We start from the raw sequence: 15524 nt of genomic DNA, 5'->3' as shown, positions 1-15524 counted from the left end.
GACTGTACGAAGTCGATGGCGCTAGTGTGCACGCTTGCGAAAACGGGCCGAACCGGGCGGCAGCGGCCGGGCTCACGTACCTTGGTTACATGGCGACGTCGAAGCTGCTCGAGCCCAAGAAGACCTTGGGTGCGGTCACCGCGGTGGCGGCCGCGTTCACCGGCATCTTCCTCTACGGCCAGGACAACAGCCAGCTCGGCATGATCCTCGTCTTCATGCTTCCCGTCGCGGCGCTCGGGATGCTCGCCCGGGCACGGGGTGGGTTCAGGGGGTGGCTCTACCTCGCAGTGGCCTGGACGCTCGGCGTGCTCGGCCTCGGCGTACTGCTCGGCGTCAACTGAGCCGGGCCCGGTGCCGGCCGGGGCGGCTCGACTTTGTGCGAGTGTTCACAAACACGTAGTCTGGGAGTCACCGGGGCCGCGGCGGACGTCCGCGCCCCACTCCAGTCAGGTCAGTCTCAGGAGATCCGTGTCCTCGTCCAACCCGCCCGCGGTGGGTGGCGGTCGTGCCCAGGGGCACCGACACCGCGGCATACCGGAGGCCACGGTGGCGCGCCTCCCGCTCTACCTGCGCGCGCTGATCGGGATGAACGAACGGGGTACGCCCACCGTCTCTTCCGAGGACCTGGCGACCGCCGCGGGCGTCAACTCGGCGAAGCTGCGCAAGGACCTGTCGCACCTGGGCTCGTACGGCACCCGCGGGGTGGGGTACGACGTGCAGTACCTCGTCTACCAGATCTCCAGGGAGCTCGGGCTCACCCAGGACTGGGCGGTGGCCATCATCGGCGTGGGTAACCTCGGCCGCGCGCTCGCCGACTACGGCGGCTTCGTCTCCCGCGGGTTCACCGTCGCGGCGCTGCTCGACGTCGACTCCACGAAGGTGGGCACCCAGGTCGCGGACCTCACCGTCCAGCACGTGGACAAGCTGGAGTCGATCGTCCGCGAGTCGAAGATCGCCATCGGGGTCATCGCGACCCCGCCGCAGGCCGCGCAGGAGGTGTGCGACCGCCTGGTCCGCGCGGGTGTGCGTAGCATCTTGAACTTCGCCCCCGCCGTGTTGCAGACGCCGCCTGGCGTACAGATACGTAAGGTCGACCTTTCCATGGAACTGCAGATCCTCGCCTTCCACGTGCAGCGCAACAACGTGGTGGAGGCGACGGCGGCCGAGCCGCCCCCGCCCGACGGGCGCCCACTGACAGCCGACCGCGGAGGAGGCGACGCATGACTCTCCTCGTGGTGGGCCTGAACCACCGCACGGCCCCGGTGGACGTGCTGGAGCGGGCGGTCGCGGCGGACGCGGAAGGCAAGCTGGCCGCCGAGCTGAGCGACGTCGAGCACGTGCTCGAGTCCGCGGTGCTCGTCACCTGTAACCGGGTCGAGCTGTACGCGGAGGTCACCAGGTTCCACGTCGGCGTGGCCGCGCTGACCGCCGCGCTCGAGCGGCACAGCGGCGTGGCCGGCGACGACCTGACGCCCGCCCTGTACGTGCACTACCAGGACCGGGCGATCCACCACCTGTTCTCCGTGGCCTGCGGCCTGGACTCGATGGTGGTCGGCGAGCAGCAGATCGTCGGCCAGGTGCGGCGCACCATGCACGACGCGGAAGCGGCCGGCACGCTCGGCCGCGGGCTCGGCGACGCGTTCCGCCGTGCGCTGCGGGCGGGCAAGCGGGCCCGCGCGGAGACGAGCATCGACGCGGCGGGTGCGTCGCTGGTGAGCGTCGCGCTCGACGCCGGCCGGCAGCACATCGGTGCGCTCGCTGGCCGGCCCGCGCTTGTGATCGGCGCCGGCGCGATGGGCGGTATCGCCGTCGCGGCATTGCGGCGCGAGGGCGCCGAGGTGTCCGTCGCCAACCGCGGCGTCGACGCCGCGCAGCGGCTGGCGGCGGAAGGCGGCGGTCGCGCGTACTCGCTGACCGAGGTCGGCGAGGCGCTACGGGCCGCGGACACCGTCGTGACCTGCACCGGCGCGGTGGAGCCCGTGCTGACCGCGGCCGGGGTCGCCGAGGCGATGGCCGGCCGGGACGGTCGGCCGCTGGTACTGATCGACCTCGCGGTGCCGCGGGACGTGGCGCGCGGGGTCGCCGAGCTGCCGGACGTCACCGTGCTCGGCGTCGACCAGCTCGTCGGTCCCGACGTGGAGGCGGACGCCGTCGAGGCGGTGCAGCGCATCGTCGGCGAGGAGGCCGAGGCGTTCCGGGTCAGTGTCGAGGAGGCGCAGGTCGCGCCGACCGTGGCCGCGCTGCGCGGTGCCGCGGCGCGCGTCGTGGAGCACGAGATGGAGCGGCTGCGCAGCCGCGTACCCGACCTGGACGAGAAGGCGCAGACCGAGGTCGCACGTACCGTCCATCGGATCGTGGACAAGCTCCTGCACAAGCCGACGGTGCGGGTGAAGCAGCTCGCGGCCGGGCCCGAGGGCGGCTCCTACGCCGCCGCCCTGCGCGAGCTGTTCGACCTCGACCCGGCGAAGGCGGAGGCCGTCGCGCGGGTCGACCCCGGCGAGACGGGGGAGGCGCGCGATGAGCGGTGAAAGCGCGATGCCGCTGCGGATCGGCACCAGGGCCAGTGCGCTGGCCAGGGCGCAGGCCGAGCTCGTCGCGGCCGGGCTGGCACGGGCCAGCGGCCGGCAGGTCGAGCTCGTCGACGTCACCACGCACGGCGACACCAACCGCGCGCCGCTGTCGCAGATCGGCGGCACCGGGGTGTTCGTCAGCGCGTTGCGCGACGAACTGCTCGACGGCAAGGTCGACGTCGCCGTGCACTCGTTGAAGGACCTGCCGACCGCGGCGCCCGAGGGCCTGACGCTCGCGGCCGTGCCTGAGCGTGCCGATTCGCGCGACATGCTCGTCGCGTCAGGCGCCGGCACCCTCGCCGGGCTGCCAAGTGGTGCGCGGGTCGGCACCGGGTCGCCACGGCGGGCGGCGCAGCTGCGGGCCGCGCGGCCCGACCTCGACGTCGTCGACATCCGCGGGAACGTCGACACCAGGCTCGGCCGGGTCTTCGGCGGGCCCGGGGTCGACCCGGCCGACCTGCTCGACGGGGTCGTCCTCGCCAAGGCCGGCCTCGACCGGCTCGGCCGCGGCGACGTGGGTACCGAGGTACTGGCGCCCGAGGTCGTGCTGCCCGCGCCCGGCCAGGGTGCGCTCGCCGTCGAGTGTCGCGCGGACGACGTGGGAACGGCGCGGTTGCTCGCGGCGTTGGACCACGAGGAAAGCAGGTCGGCGGTGACCGCCGAGCGAGCACTGCTCGCCGAGCTGGAGGCCGGATGTGCGGCTCCCGTCGGCGCGCTCGCGACCGTCCGGGGCGCCGGCCAGCTCGAGCTGCAGGCCGCCGCATTTGCCCTCGACGGCACCGTTTCGATAAGAAGGACCGCCACCGGATCCTCGGATGGGGCAGCCCAGCTCGGTCGTGACCTTGCGGCCGAGATGCTCGCCGAGGGTGTCGCAGCCCTGATGGGAGAGCACGTCTAGTGAGCCCGGCTCGCGCCAACAAGAAGGTAAGAGGCCAGATCTGGTTCGTCGGTGCAGGTCCCGGCGACCCTGAGCTGCTGACGCTGCGCAGCGTCGCGGCCCTCGCAGACGCCGAAGTCGTCGTCATCGACGCGGACGTCCCCGCCGATACGTTCCTCGCCCGCTGTCCCAGCGACGTCGAGGTGCATCAGGCGGAGGCTGACGCCGCGGCGAACGGCAAGCTCGTCGTGCGCGAGGCCAAGGCGGGCAGGACCGTCGTGCGGCTGGTCAGCGGCGACCCGGCGGTGTTCGGGCCGTACGCCGAGGAGGCGGCCGCGTGTGCGAAGGCCGGCCTGCCGTACGAGCTGCTACCAGGCATCAGCAGCAGCATCGCGGTGCCGGCGTACGCCGGGGTGCCGCTGACCACGTCGAAGCGGCGTGAGGTGCGCGTGCTGTCGGCCGCCGACGTCGCGGAAGCCGGGATCGTCGAGGCGTCGAACGCCACGGTCGTCGCCGTCGATGCGCAGTCCGTGCTGCCCGCCACGGCCGCCGCGTTCGTCGCCGGTGGCAGGGACGAGGCCACGCCGGTCGCGGTGACTTGGCACGGCACCAGCACCAGGCAGCGCACCGTCGTCTCCACGCTCGGCAGCGTCGCCGCCGACACGAAGGACGGCGACACCGACACGCCCGCGGTGCTCGTGGTGGGCGACGTCGTCGGCCAGCGCGAGCGGCTGTCGTGGTTCGAGACCAAGCCGCTGTTCGGCTGGCGGGTGCTGATCCCACGCACCAGGGAGCAGGCCGCGCCGCTGACCGACCGGCTGCGCCGGTACGGCGGGGTGCCCGAGGAGGTGCCGACCATCTCGGTCGAGCCGCCGCGCACGCCGCAGCAGATGGAGCGTGCAGTGAAGGGCTTGGTGAACGGCAGCTACGAGTGGCTGGTGTTCACCTCCGCCAACGCGGTGCGTGCGGTGAAGGAGAGGTTCACCGAGTACGGCCTCGACGCGCGCGCGTTCGCGGGCGTGAAGATCGCGGCGATCGGTGAGCAGACCGCGGCGTCCATCGAGGCGTGGGGGATCAGGCCCGACCTGGTGCCGTCCGGGCAGCAGTCCAGCGAGGGTCTGCTCGAGGAGTTCCCGCCCTACGACTCGGTGTTCGACCCGATCAACAAGGTGCTGCTGCCCCGCGCCGACATCGCCACGGAGACCTTGGTCGCCGGGCTGGAGCGGCTGGGCTGGGAGGCCGAGGACGTCACCGCCTACCGCACCGTGCGTGCCGCGCCGCCGCCGGCGGAGACCCGCGAGGCGATCAAGTCCGGCGGCTTCGACGCGGTGCTGTTCACGTCGTCCTCGACCGTACGGAACCTGGTCGGCATCGCCGGCAAGCCGCACGCCACCACGGTGGTCGGCGTCATCGGCCCGCAGACCGCGGAGACCGCGGCGGAGTTCGGCCTGCGCGTCGACGTGACGGCGTCCACGCCGAACGCGTTGCTGCTCGCCGACGAGGTCGCCGAGTTCGCCGCGAACCGCCGCGACGAGATGCTGGAGGCCGGCCAGCCGTTCCGCCGCCCGAGCGAGATGCGCCGGGGAGCGAGGCGCCGCAACAAGTAGCCGACGCGGCAGCGGTCGCCGGTGCGGCGTAGCCTGGACGGTATGAGCGAGCCCCGTTTCCCCGTCGCGCGTCCACGGCGGCTGCGGCGTACGCCCGCGCTGCGCCGGCTGGTCGCCGAGACCACGCTGCGTCCGTCCGACCTGGTACTGCCGGTGTTCGTCAAGGAAGGCGTCCGCGAGCCGCAGCCGGTCGGCTCGATGCCTGGGGTCGTCCAGCACACCAGGGAGTCGCTGCGCAAGGCGGCGTTCGACGCCGTGCAGGCGGGCGTCGGCGGGCTGATCCTGTTCGGCATCCCCGCTGCGAAGGACGCCAGGGGTAGTGCGGCCGACGACCCGGACGGCATCGTGCAGCTGGCACTGGCCGACCTGGCGAGCGAGGTCGGCTCAGACACCGTGCTGATGGCCGACCTGTGCCTCGACGAGTACACCGACCACGGGCACTGCGGCATCGTCCGCGACGACGGCACCGTCGACAACGACGCGACGCTGGAGCGCTACGCGTCGATCGCCGTAGCGCAGGCCCGCGCGGGCGTGCAGGTGGTCGGGCCGAGCGGCATGATGGACGGCCAGGTTGGCGCGATCCGCGCCGCGCTCGACGGCGCCGGCCACGACGACGTCGCGATCTTGTCGTACTCGGCGAAGTACTCGTCCGCGTTCTACGGCCCGTTCCGCGACGCCGCTGAGTGCGCGCCGCAGTTCGGTGACAGGTCCGCGTACCAGCAGGACCCGGCGAACAGCGACGAGGCGCTGCGCGAGGTGCGCATGGACCTCGCCGAGGGCGCCGACATGGTGATGGTGAAGCCGGCGCTCAGCTACCTCGACGTCGTACGCCGGGTGGCCGACGAGGTGGACGTACCCGTCGGTGCGTACCAGGTGTCCGGCGAGTACGCGATGGTCGAGGCGGCCGCGGCGAACGGCTGGCTCGACCGGGAGCGCATCGTGCACGAGATCCTCACCTCGGCCCGCCGCGCCGGCGCGGACATCCTGCTCACGTACTGGGCGGCCGAGGTCGCCCGCCGCCTCACCGCGGGCTGACGCGGATTGGCTACCCCCGTCAGCTCTGCGGCACGCTGGCTTGCTGCTCGCCGACGACACCCAGCTCGGCCTTGCGGGTCTCCGGTGCCAGCAGCACCGACGCCGCCGTGATCGCGCACAGCGCCATCAGGTACAGCGCCACCGGCCAGACCGCACCCACGGCCGCGAACAACGCCGTCGCCGCGAGCGGGGTGAGACCACCGGCGATCGGTGACGTGACCTCGCGGCCGATCGCGAACCCGCTGTACCTGTAGCGGGCCGGGAACAGCTCGACGAAGAACACCGCCTGGGCACCGGTCATCGCCGACTTGAACACGCCGGCCGCCACGATCACGGCGAGCCAGATCAGCACCGTGCTCTCGGTGTCCATCAGGAAGAAGAACGGGAACGCGAACGCCGCCGACGCGATCGCCCCGCCGGCGTAGACGATTCGGCGCCCTACCCGGTCGGACACCGCGCCGAACAGCGGCACGGTGACGATCGCGACGATGCCGGCGACGAACACGCCGTTGAGGATCATCTGTTTCGGCAGCCCGAGCGTGGTGGTGACGTACACGACGACGAACGACTCGAAGCTGTACGCCAGCGAGTTGTCCCCCAACCGGGCGCCCCAGCAGCACAGCAGCTCGCGGCGGGAGTGCTTCCACAGCTCGACGAACGGCACCTTGGTCAGCGCGCCGTGCTTCTTCGCCTCCTCGAACACCGGGGTCTCCAGCAGCCGGAACCGCAGGAAGATCCCGACGATCGCGATCACGGCGCTGGCGAGGAACGGTATCCGCCAGCCCCAGCTCATCAGCGCCTCGTCCGGCAGGTTCGACACGGCCGACATCGCGGCGGTCGAGATCAGCAGCCCGATGGACACGCCGGTGTACGGCAGCGCGGTGTAGAAGCCGCGCCGCTTGGTGGGTGAGTTCTCCGCCGTCGTGATCACCGCGCCGGCGTACTCGGCACCGGCGCCGAACCCCTGGACCAGCCGCAGCAAAGTCAGCAGGATGGGCGCCGCCGCGCCGATGGCCGCGTAGCTGGGCACCACCCCGATGAGCGTGCTCGCCACCCCCATCAGGATCAGCGTGAGGCTGAGTACGGTCTTCCTGCCGATGCGGTCACCGAGGTGGCCGAAGACGATGCCGCCGAGCGGCCGGATGAGGAAGCCGGCCGCGAACGTGCCGAACGCCGCGATGGTGCCGGCCACCCCGTCCAGGTTTCGGGAAGAAGACCTTGCCGAACACCAGCGCGGACGCGGTGGCGTAGAGATAGAAGTCGTACCACTCCATCGCCGTACCGGTGACGGTCGCGCCGATGATCGAGGCGAGCGAGGAGCGGCGAGGTGTCTCCGTTGACGTCATGGCGCGCTCCTCAGTTGTCGAAGACGACGGTGCATTTCTCGATGAAGTCCCCGTCGAGCTCCCAGCCGAGCCCCGGCCGGTCGTGCAGGTGGAAGATGCCATCCTGGATCTTCGGCGGGTTCGCGATCAGCTCCCACCAGATCGGGTCGCGGTCGGGGTGGAAGGTGTCGGCGAACGTCCCGTTGGGGATCGCCGCGAGCAGGTGCGCGCCGATGTGTGCTTCCTCGTGGTGGCTCATGGTGACGTCGAGCGCCTGCGCCATCGCCGCCACGCGCAGCCACTCGGTCGGGCCGCCCGACCACGACGAGTCGAAGTTGCAGAAGTCGACGGCGCCTGACGTCATCAGCTCCAGGCAGCCGGTGGCGGTGAGCTCGCTCTGCCCCGCGCACACCCGCGCGCCCGACCGGTAGCGGACGTCGCGCATCGCGCGCCTGTCGTTGTGCCAGCCGCAAGGCTCCTCGAAGTAGAACAGTTCGTCGTCGGCGACCAGCCGGGCGAACTGCACGGCCTCGTCCGGGGTGTAGCCCTGGTTCGCGTCTGCGACCAGGATGAAGTCGTCGCCGGCCGCCTTGCGTGCGCGCTTGAAGCGTTCGGAGTCCTCGGCGGGGCTGAGCCCACCGACCTTGAACTTCATCCCGCCCATGCCGGCCTCCCTAGCCAGCGTCATCTCCTCGGGGATGTCCAGGTCCGTGTGGTAGTAACCGCCGGTCCTGATCACCGGCAGCCGGTCGCGGTAGCCGCCCCACAGCCGCCACAGCGGCTGGCCGAGCGCCTTGCCGATGGCGTCCCAGATCGCCACGTCCACGCAGGCGGTGGCGACCAGGCCGACCCTGCGGTCGCGCAGGATGTTCTCGGTGGCCGGCCGGGTCAGCTCCCAGCACCGCTGGACGGCGAACGCGTCCTCGCCGATCAGCTTGGGCGTCACCTCGTCCCTGATGACCTGCTGGATCTCGGCGTTGGTGGCGTCCTCGTCGCCGGCGTACGCCTCGCCGACGACGCCCTCTTCGGTGTAGACCCTGGTGAGGATCGTGGACCTGTGGGTCATGAAGTAGTTGCTGCCGCGGTAGGTGCGGGCCAGCGGCGCACGCAGCGCGACGGCCTCGATCGCGTGGATGGTCAGTGGCATAGCGGGCTCTGAGGTTTATGACGGCGAATCCTGGTAACGTTTCCGGTATCGGTTCCAGCGACCGTAACGGACGCCCGCTCTGGCGGTCAATGAACGGCGGCGGCGTTGATACCCTTCGTGGCACGGAAGGGGTGTGGGTGCCGAGTAGAGCGGAACGCGTCGACGGCGGGGCGCGCGACGGCACGGCCGTGCCTGGCCGGGTGAGCATGCGCGAGGTGGCCGAGCGCGCGGGCGTCGGTATCGCCTCGGTGTCGCGGGTGCTGTCCGGCCACCCGGACGTCAGCGACGTGATGCGCGAGCGCGTGCAGGCGGCCGTCGCCGAGCTGGACTACCAGCCGGACCTGGTGGCGCAGAGCCTGCGCAGCCGCACCAGCCGCTCCGTAGGGTTCGTGCTCTCCGACATCTCCAACCCGCTGCTGTCCGAGATCGTGCATGGCGCGGAGAGCGTGCTGCGGGCGAGCGGGTTCTCGCTGCTGCTCACCAACTCCGAGGACGCACCCGAGTTCGACGCCGACCAGATCCGGCAGCTCAGCCGGCGCCGGCTGGACGGGCTGATCGTGCTGCCCGCGGCCGAGCGGCACGACGACACAAGCCAGGCACTGCGTGCCGTCGGCATGCCCGTGGTGGTGGTGGACCGCGACATGCCGCCGGAGGTGCCGACGAGCTACGTGCTCTCCGACCACGGCGAGGGCATGCGGGCGGCCGTACGGCACCTGCTCGAGCTCGGCCACAGGCGCATCGGCGTAGTGGTCGGGCGGGACGTGCGGCCGTCCCGCGAGCGACTCCGCGCCATCGAGGTGGAGACGGACGCCGCCTCCGGCGTCGACGTGGTGGTGGCCACCGGCACGCTGTCGGTGGAGCACGGTCGGCTGGCGATGGCCGAGATGCTCGACTCCGGGTCACCGCCGACGGCTGTGGTGCTGGGCGGCAACCTGCTGCTCGTCGGCGCGTTGGAGGTGCTGCGTGCGCGTGGCATCGACGTCGGTCCCGAGCTGTCGGTGGTGAGTTGTGACGATGTGCCGTTGGCCCGGCTCGCGCTGCCGCCGATCTCCGTGGTCGCGCGCGACGCCGGCGCAATGGGCCGGGCGGCGGCGGAGCTGCTGCTGGCGAACGTAGACGGTGCACCGCCGGAGACGGTCCTGCTGCCTACGACGTACCTACCCCGCGAGAGTTGCCAACCTCCGCCGCGCTGACCCGGCCCCGGTGTTCAGTGGTGCGTGTGGTTCTCGTGCTCGCTGTGGTCTGAGTGACCGTGGTACGCGTGCACGACCGCGTGCCCCTTGCCCCTGCCGATCAGCCACTTGTTGATCGGCGTGGTCGCGAGGAAGGCCACGGCGAACGAGAAGGCGAGCGCAGCCCAGAAGAACAGGTCCAGCGCGCCGGCCGCCATGGCACCGGGGACGGCGACCATGATCGCGTTGTCGACGATCTCCATGACTGCGATGGAGATGGTGTCCGCGGCCAGCGCGACCCGCAGGGCGCCGCGGAAGCCGACGCCTGCGCGCAACACGCCGCGCATGGTGAGCGCGTAGCCGAAGACGAACGCGAGCGCGACCGACAGCGCCACGGTCGCCGCGTCGTGCAGCCCGATGCTCGTCCCGATCACCATGCCGAGCACCTCGCCGATCGCACAGCCGGTCAAGCAGTGCAGGGTCGCGGCGGTGGCCATGCGCCAGCTGGTGGCGGCCTTGGATGACATTTCGTCCTCTCTCGTATATACCCCTAGGGGGTATATTGCTCAGGATCGGCCGCGCTGTCAAGTTCAGCCGGCAGATTCCCTGGTGCGGGCCGGGTATGCGAAGGAGGGCACGGCCGCCGCTGTCGGCGCCGTGCCCTCCTCGTTCGCCCGTCATGCCGGCGGGCTGCGTTCGGCCGGTCGCTGCGGCGGTGGTGAGCGCGCGTGCGACCAGGCCGTGCTCGTGCTGTGTGCGTGTGCCGTGGTCTGGTCGCCGTCGAGGCGAGGTGCGGTGGCGACGGTGTGCCGCGCCTTCGGGTACGTCGCCGTGGTCGTGCTGCCGAGCATCGGCATCGGCGCCGGCCGCGGCCGGTCGCGCAGCGGTGGCGGCGTCAGGCTGACGGAGACCGGTCCGACCGGCACCGCCGCGGCGTACGTGGGCCCGCCGGACTCCGTCGACCCGCCGCCGGTGCTGCCGGCCTGCAGGTGCGGCCCCCCGGTGTCGTCGTTGCCGCCGCCGGTGTCGTCGGTGTCGTCTTCCGGTGCCGGGTCGTCGTCCGGGGCGCCGCGCTGCGCGGCCGAGCTGGTCGGGGTGGGCGCGCGGCTCGGCGACGGGCTGGGCCGCTCGTCCGGCTCCGACGGGCTCGGCGTCGGTTCGGGTGCCGGTGAGCTGGTGTCACAGTCGTCCGGCGTGGGGGACGGGCTGTCCGACCCGCTCGGGCTCGGCGAGCCGGAACCACTGGCACTTGGCGACGCGCAGGGCGTCGCCGACCCGGTGGGCGTGGGGGACTCCTGCGCCAGCAGCCCCGCCGCCAGCGCACGGCCCTCCGCGTCGTCCGGCTCGGGACACGCGGTCGAGGTGGCCGTCGGGGTAGGGCTAGCCGTCCGACTCACCGACTCGGACGGCTCCGGGCACGCAGTGGCCTCTGGCGACGAGGACCGGCTCCCCGACGACGACGGCGACGTGCTGGGTGACGAGAACTGGCTGCCCGACGGGGAGGTGCTGGCTGACGGTGACGTGATGGTCGGTGTGCCGCCGCTCGGCGACGGGGAGGCCGAGGTGCTCGGTGAGCCTGACTGGCTCCCCGACGGTGGCGGGCTCAGTGAGCCTGACCGGCTGCCCGGCGCCGATGGGCTCTGCGAGGCGCTGGCCGTGGAGGACGGTGGCTGGCTCCTGGTCGGTGTCGACTGCCCGCTCGGCGACGCCGACGTGGATGGTTGCCGCTTTCCGTTGGCGCCCGGGTCGGGTGGCTCGTCGTCCTGGCCGGTGCGGCGGCCCTCGTCCACCGGTAGCCCACCGCCTGGCCAGGTCACGCGCGAGACCACCGCGCCGGTCCGGTACGCCGTGGCGAGGGCGAGCACCGTCGCGACGTAGCTCCACGAGTGGTTGTACCTGTAGACGGCCGGGCCGGGGTCGGCGGCCAGGTCGACGTCGCCGGCGCAGAGGTACCCGCCCGCGGCCAGGGCGGCGTCGAAGATGTTCTGCGGGTCGGCACGCTCGTCGCCGTTGCCGTCGCTGCCGTAGCCCGCCCAGGTGCCCGGGATGAACTGCATCGGCCCGACGGCGCGGTCGTAGCTGCTGTCGCCGTCCAGCCGGCCGGCGTCGGTGTCGGTGATCTTGGTGAGCGTCGGGCCGTAGATCGCCAGCTGCGCGGTGCCGTCGCGGCCGAGCGCGCTGCCACCGTACCTGCCGTGGTCGGACTCGACCCGGCCGATCGCGGCGAGCAGTGCCCAGTCGAGCCGGCAGCTCGGGTCGGTCTCGCGCAGGCTCGCCGCCGCCGCCTTGTACGCGCGCAGCGCGACCACGGGCAGGTCACCGACGGACGCGCCGACCGGGCTGCGGGCACTACCGCGCTGCGAGTCACCGAGGGTGATCGGCTGGAAGTCGTCCGTGGCGATGTCGCTGCCGTAGCGGCCGCCGGTGGCGGGTTCTGTGGCCGGCGAAACGGGCGCTCGGACGGTCGGCGCAGCCACTGCGCCCGAGTGCGCCGTACGTGTTGGTTGCGGGGCGGGGATGTCGGTGAGCGCCGGGACCAGGGCGGCGCAGCAGGCCGCGGCCGCTACTCGCCGTCCGCTGCCGGTCATGCACGCCCCCATTTGCCCCTAATGGAGAGCAGGTCACCAGCGTCCCTCAGTTCCGGTGATCACGGAACCTGATTCCGACAGGATTCGGCGGAGCGTTGCCGTACGTTCGCAGGGTTGCACACCCCGTGCCGGTCACCGGCCGTGCCGGGCGACGCGACATGATGGGGGCATGGTTTCACCTCCACAGGATCCGTACGCGCAGCCACGTCTTGCCACCGACTCCTCGGCCGCCCTGCTGGAGCGCGCCGTCCGGGCGATTCCCGGCGGCGTCAGCTCGCCGGTACGCGCATTCCGCGCCGTGGGCGGTACGCCGCTGTTCATGGAGCAGGGCGAGGGCCCGTGGATCATGGACGCGGACACGAACCAGTACGTCGACCTGGTCTGCTCGTGGGGGCCGCTGCTGCTCGGCCACGCGTATCCGGACGTGGTCAAGGCGGTGCGGCGGGCGGTCAGCCGCGGCACGTCGTTCGGCACACCGACCGAGAACGAGGTGGCGCTGGCCGAGGAGATCCTCGCCCGCGCCCCGCAGATCGAGCAGGTGCGGTTGGTCAACTCCGGCACCGAGGCGACCATGTCGGCCCTGCGGTTGGCCCGCGGGTTCACCGGCCGCGCGAAGGTGGTGAAGTTCGCCGGCTGCTACCACGGGCACGTCGACGCGCTGCTCGCCGCGGCCGGCTCCGGGGTCGCGACGCTCGCGCTGCCGGACTCGCCGGGCGTCACACCGGCGCAGGCCGCCGACACCATCGTGGTGCCGTACAACGACCTCGAGGCCGTGCAGCGGGCGTTCGCGGAGCAGGGCGAGGAGATCGCCTGTGTGGTCACCGAGGCGGCCGCGGGGAACATGGGCGTGATCGCGCCGCTGCCTGGCTTCAACGAGGGCCTGCGCAAGCTCTGCGACGAGTACGGCGCGCTGCTGATCATGGACGAGGTGATGACCGGCTTCCGGGTGTCGCGGTCCGGCTGGTACGGCATCGACGGCGTCAAGGGCGACCTGGTGACGTTCGGCAAGGTGATGGGCGGCGGCTTCCCCGCCGCGGCGTTCGGCGGGCACGCGGACGTGATGGCGATGCTGGCGCCGACCGGACCCGTGTACCAGGCAGGCACGCTCTCCGGTAACCCGGTGGCCGCGGCCGCCGGGCTGGCCACCCTGCAGGCGTGCACCGACGAGGTCTACGAGCGGGTGAACGCGACGTCGCAGCGGCTGCAGCAGCTGGTGCACGAGGCGCTGAGCGAGGAGAGCGTGCCGCACCGGATCAGCACCGCGGGCAACATGTTCAGCGTCTTCTTCACCGACGCCGAGGTCACCGATTTCGCGTCGGCGAAGCAGCAGGAGACGCACAGGTACGCCGCGTTCTTCCACGAGATGCTGCGGCTCGGTGTCTACCTGCCGCCGAGCGCGTTCGAGGCGTGGTTCGTCTCGGCCGCGCACGACGAGGACGCCATCGACCGGTTTGCCGAGGCGGTGCCCTACGCCGCCCGCGACGCGCTCATCGCCGAGCCGGGGGAGACGCGATGACGGGCACGCGTACCGTCGTGCACCTGCTGCGGCACGGCGAGGTGCACAACCCGGCAGGTGTGCTCTACGGGCGGCTGCCCGACTACCACCTGTCCGAGAACGGCAAGGCGATGGCCAAGCGCGCCGCCGACTGGTTCGCCGGCCGTGACGTCGTCGCGCTGTACTCCTCGCCGCTGACCCGGGCGAGGGAGACGATGGCGCCGGTCGCGGAGCGCATCGGTCTGGACGTGAGCGTGGAGACCAGGCTGATCGAGCCGTGGAACCACTTCGAGGGCATGACGTTCGGCGACGGGTCGCTGCGGCACCCCAAGCACTGGCCGTACCTGCTCAACCCGTTCCGCCCGTCGTGGGGCGAGCCGTACCGCGAGGTGGTCGCGCGGATGCGCGCCGCCATCGGCAGGGTGCGCGAACGGGCCAGCGGGCACGAAGCCGTCTGCGTCAGCCATCAGCTGCCGATCGAGGTCACCAGGCGTGCACTGCAGGGTGACCACCTCTGGCACCGTCCGGACCGGCGTCGCTGCTCGCTGGCCAGCATCACCTCGGTGACGTTCGAGGGCGACACGGTGGTCGCCGTCGACTACGCGGAACCGGCCACCGACCTGCTCCCGACGACGCCCCAACCGTCGGGCGCCTGAGGTCAGAGGGCGCCGAGGACGGCGTCGGTGACCTCGCGGGTGGTGGCGTTGCCGCCCAGGTCGGGTGTGCGTGGGCCGCCCTCGGCGAGCACCTGCTCCATCGCCGTCATGATCGCCGCCGCGGCCTCCGGGTGGCCGAGGTGTTCGAGCATCAGCGCGCCCGACCAGATCTGCCCGATCGGGTTGGCGATGCCCTGGCCGGCGATGTCCGGCGCCGAGCCGTGCACGGGTTCGAACATCGACGGGTGCTCGCGGCTCGGGTCGATGTTGCCGGACGGCGCGATGCCGATGCTCCCCGCGACCGCGGCGCCCAGGTCGGACAGGATGTCGCCGAACAGGTTCGACGCCACCACCACGTCGAGCGTCTCCGGACGCAGCACGAAGTACGCCGACAGCGCGTCGATGTGGTACTTGGCCGTCGAGATGTCCGGGTACTCGGCGCTGACCTCCGTGAGCATCTCGTCCCAGAACGGCATGGTGTGGATGATGCCGTTCGACTTGGTCGCCGAGACCAGCTCGCCGCGACGGTTGGCGGCGAGGTCGAACGCGTACCGCATGACCGACTGCACCCCGCGCCTGGTGAAGACCGACTCCTGGATCGCGATCTCCTCGTCCAGCCCGTGGTAAAGGCGGCCACCGATCTCGGAGTACTCGCCCTCGTTGTTCTCCCGTACCACCACGAAGTCGAGATCGCCCGCGGTGCGCAGCGGCGACTCCAGGCCGTTGAACAGCTTGATCGGCCGGTAGTTCACCGACTGCCGGAACGTGCGCCTGATCGGGATCAGGAGTCCCCACAGCGACACGTGGTCCGGCACGCCCGGGTACCCGACGGCGCCGAGGAAGATCGCGTCGCGCTCGGCCAGCTGCGCCATGCCGTCCTTGGGCATCATCTCGCCGGTGCGGGTGTAGTACTCGCACCCCCAGTCGACCGGGTGCCAGGTGAAGTCGATGCCGTGCGACGAGCCGACGGTCTCGAGTACCTGTTGCGCGACGGGCACCACCTCGTTGCCGATGCCATCGCCTGGGATGACTGCGATGTCGTAGGGCATTCG

General features: G+C 71.8%; 13 protein-coding genes and 1 pseudogene. 9 read left to right on the top strand and 5 right to left on the bottom strand.

The genetic code is table 11. The features are described 5' to 3' along the window. Positions 1–89 precede the first annotated feature (89 nt). From GEV07_17360 to hemB, 6 genes are all read left to right on the top strand, one after another. A complete protein-coding gene (locus GEV07_17360) occupies positions 90–341 on the top strand; it encodes a hypothetical protein (protein ID MQA04409.1) in 252 nt (83 codons plus the stop codon). 151 nt (positions 342–492) lie between these two features. Continuing rightward, on the top strand, positions 493–1224 hold the full coding sequence (locus tag GEV07_17355) for a redox-sensing transcriptional repressor Rex (GenBank protein MQA04408.1): 732 nt from the start codon (positions 493–495) through the stop codon (positions 1222–1224). Further along, positions 1221–2528, top strand: coding sequence for a glutamyl-tRNA reductase (locus tag GEV07_17350; GenBank protein ID MQA04407.1), 1308 nt, complete (start codon positions 1221–1223; stop codon positions 2526–2528). Before GEV07_17355 ends, GEV07_17350 begins: the two co-directional genes overlap by 4 nt. After that, positions 2518–3468 (top strand): hydroxymethylbilane synthase, encoded by a 951-nt coding sequence (gene hemC, locus GEV07_17345; GenBank protein ID MQA04406.1) that lies wholly within the window; start codon positions 2518–2520, stop codon positions 3466–3468. The genes GEV07_17350 and hemC overlap by 11 nt, the downstream gene beginning before the upstream one ends. Then, complete coding sequence (locus tag GEV07_17340; protein ID MQA04405.1) at positions 3468–5054, top strand: bifunctional uroporphyrinogen-III C-methyltransferase/uroporphyrinogen-III synthase; 1587 nt, start codon at positions 3468–3470, stop codon at positions 5052–5054. Before hemC ends, GEV07_17340 begins: the two co-directional genes overlap by 1 nt. Before the next feature lie 42 nt (positions 5055–5096). Then, the gene (hemB, locus tag GEV07_17335; protein MQA04404.1) at positions 5097–6089 is read left to right on the top strand and encodes a porphobilinogen synthase; all 993 of its coding nucleotides are present in this window, start codon (positions 5097–5099) and stop codon (positions 6087–6089) included. Positions 6090–6108: 19 nt separating this feature from the next. Here the strand turns inward: hemB and GEV07_17330 are convergent, their stop codons facing one another. After that, the gene (locus GEV07_17330; protein MQA04403.1) at positions 6109–7344 is read right to left on the bottom strand and encodes an MFS transporter; all 1236 of its coding nucleotides are present in this window, start codon (positions 7342–7344) and stop codon (positions 6109–6111) included. Between the two features lie 101 nt (positions 7345–7445). After that, entirely contained in the window at positions 7446–8561 is a 1116-nt protein-coding gene (locus tag GEV07_17325) for a mandelate racemase/muconate lactonizing enzyme family protein (protein ID MQA04402.1), read from the bottom strand. A gap of 17 nt (positions 8562–8578) precedes the next feature. Between GEV07_17325 and GEV07_17320 the strand changes: the two genes are divergently transcribed. After that, on the top strand, positions 8579–9754 hold the full coding sequence (locus GEV07_17320; GenBank protein ID MQA04401.1) for a LacI family DNA-binding transcriptional regulator: 1176 nt from the start codon (positions 8579–8581) through the stop codon (positions 9752–9754). Positions 9755–9768: 14 nt separating this feature from the next. Here GEV07_17320 and GEV07_17315 read toward each other — a convergent pair whose 3' ends face one another. Continuing rightward, positions 9769–10260, bottom strand: coding sequence for a DUF4396 domain-containing protein (locus GEV07_17315; protein ID MQA04400.1), 492 nt, complete (start codon positions 10258–10260; stop codon positions 9769–9771). A 1329-nt stretch (positions 10261–11589) separates the two neighbouring features. Continuing rightward, positions 11590–12333 (bottom strand): annotated as a pseudogene (locus GEV07_17310) (lytic murein transglycosylase). Positions 12334–12490: 157 nt separating this feature from the next. Between GEV07_17310 and hemL the strand changes: the two are divergent. Next, a complete protein-coding gene (gene hemL / locus GEV07_17305) occupies positions 12491–13837 on the top strand; it encodes a glutamate-1-semialdehyde 2,1-aminomutase (GenBank protein MQA04399.1) in 1347 nt (448 codons plus the stop codon). After that, a complete protein-coding gene (locus GEV07_17300) occupies positions 13834–14472 on the top strand; it encodes a histidine phosphatase family protein (protein MQA04398.1) in 639 nt (212 codons plus the stop codon). Before hemL ends, GEV07_17300 begins: the two co-directional genes overlap by 4 nt. 2 nt (positions 14473–14474) lie before the next feature. Here GEV07_17300 and GEV07_17295 read toward each other — a convergent pair whose 3' ends face one another. Next, complete coding sequence (locus GEV07_17295) at positions 14475–15521, bottom strand: tartrate dehydrogenase (protein MQA04397.1); 1047 nt, start codon at positions 15519–15521, stop codon at positions 14475–14477. Positions 15522–15524: the final 3 nt, after the last annotated feature.

Source organism: Streptosporangiales bacterium, assembly GCA_009379825.1.
Classification (GTDB): Bacteria; Actinomycetota; Actinomycetes; order Streptosporangiales; family WHST01; genus WHST01.
The sequence above is the reverse complement of the archived record's forward strand: the minus strand, read 5'-3'. Positions and strand labels throughout refer to the sequence as shown.

Coding starts and splice junctions, on each gene's coding strand:
- GEV07_17315 (MQA04400.1), bottom strand. CDS start 10,260: ATGTCATCCAAGGCCGCCACCAGCTGGCGCATGGCCACCGCCGCGACC.
- GEV07_17320 (MQA04401.1), top strand. CDS start 8,579: ATGACGGCGAATCCTGGTAACGTTTCCGGTATCGGTTCCAGCGACCGT.
- GEV07_17350 (MQA04407.1), top strand. CDS start 1,221: ATGACTCTCCTCGTGGTGGGCCTGAACCACCGCACGGCCCCGGTGGAC.
- GEV07_17300 (MQA04398.1), top strand. CDS start 13,834: ATGACGGGCACGCGTACCGTCGTGCACCTGCTGCGGCACGGCGAGGTG.
- hemB (MQA04404.1), top strand. CDS start 5,097: ATGAGCGAGCCCCGTTTCCCCGTCGCGCGTCCACGGCGGCTGCGGCGT.
- GEV07_17325 (MQA04402.1), bottom strand. CDS start 8,561: ATGCCACTGACCATCCACGCGATCGAGGCCGTCGCGCTGCGTGCGCCG.
- hemC (MQA04406.1), top strand. CDS start 2,518: ATGAGCGGTGAAAGCGCGATGCCGCTGCGGATCGGCACCAGGGCCAGT.
- GEV07_17295 (MQA04397.1), bottom strand. CDS start 15,521: ATGCCCTACGACATCGCAGTCATCCCAGGCGATGGCATCGGCAACGAG.
- GEV07_17360 (MQA04409.1), top strand. CDS start 90: ATGGCGACGTCGAAGCTGCTCGAGCCCAAGAAGACCTTGGGTGCGGTC.
- hemL (MQA04399.1), top strand. CDS start 12,491: ATGGTTTCACCTCCACAGGATCCGTACGCGCAGCCACGTCTTGCCACC.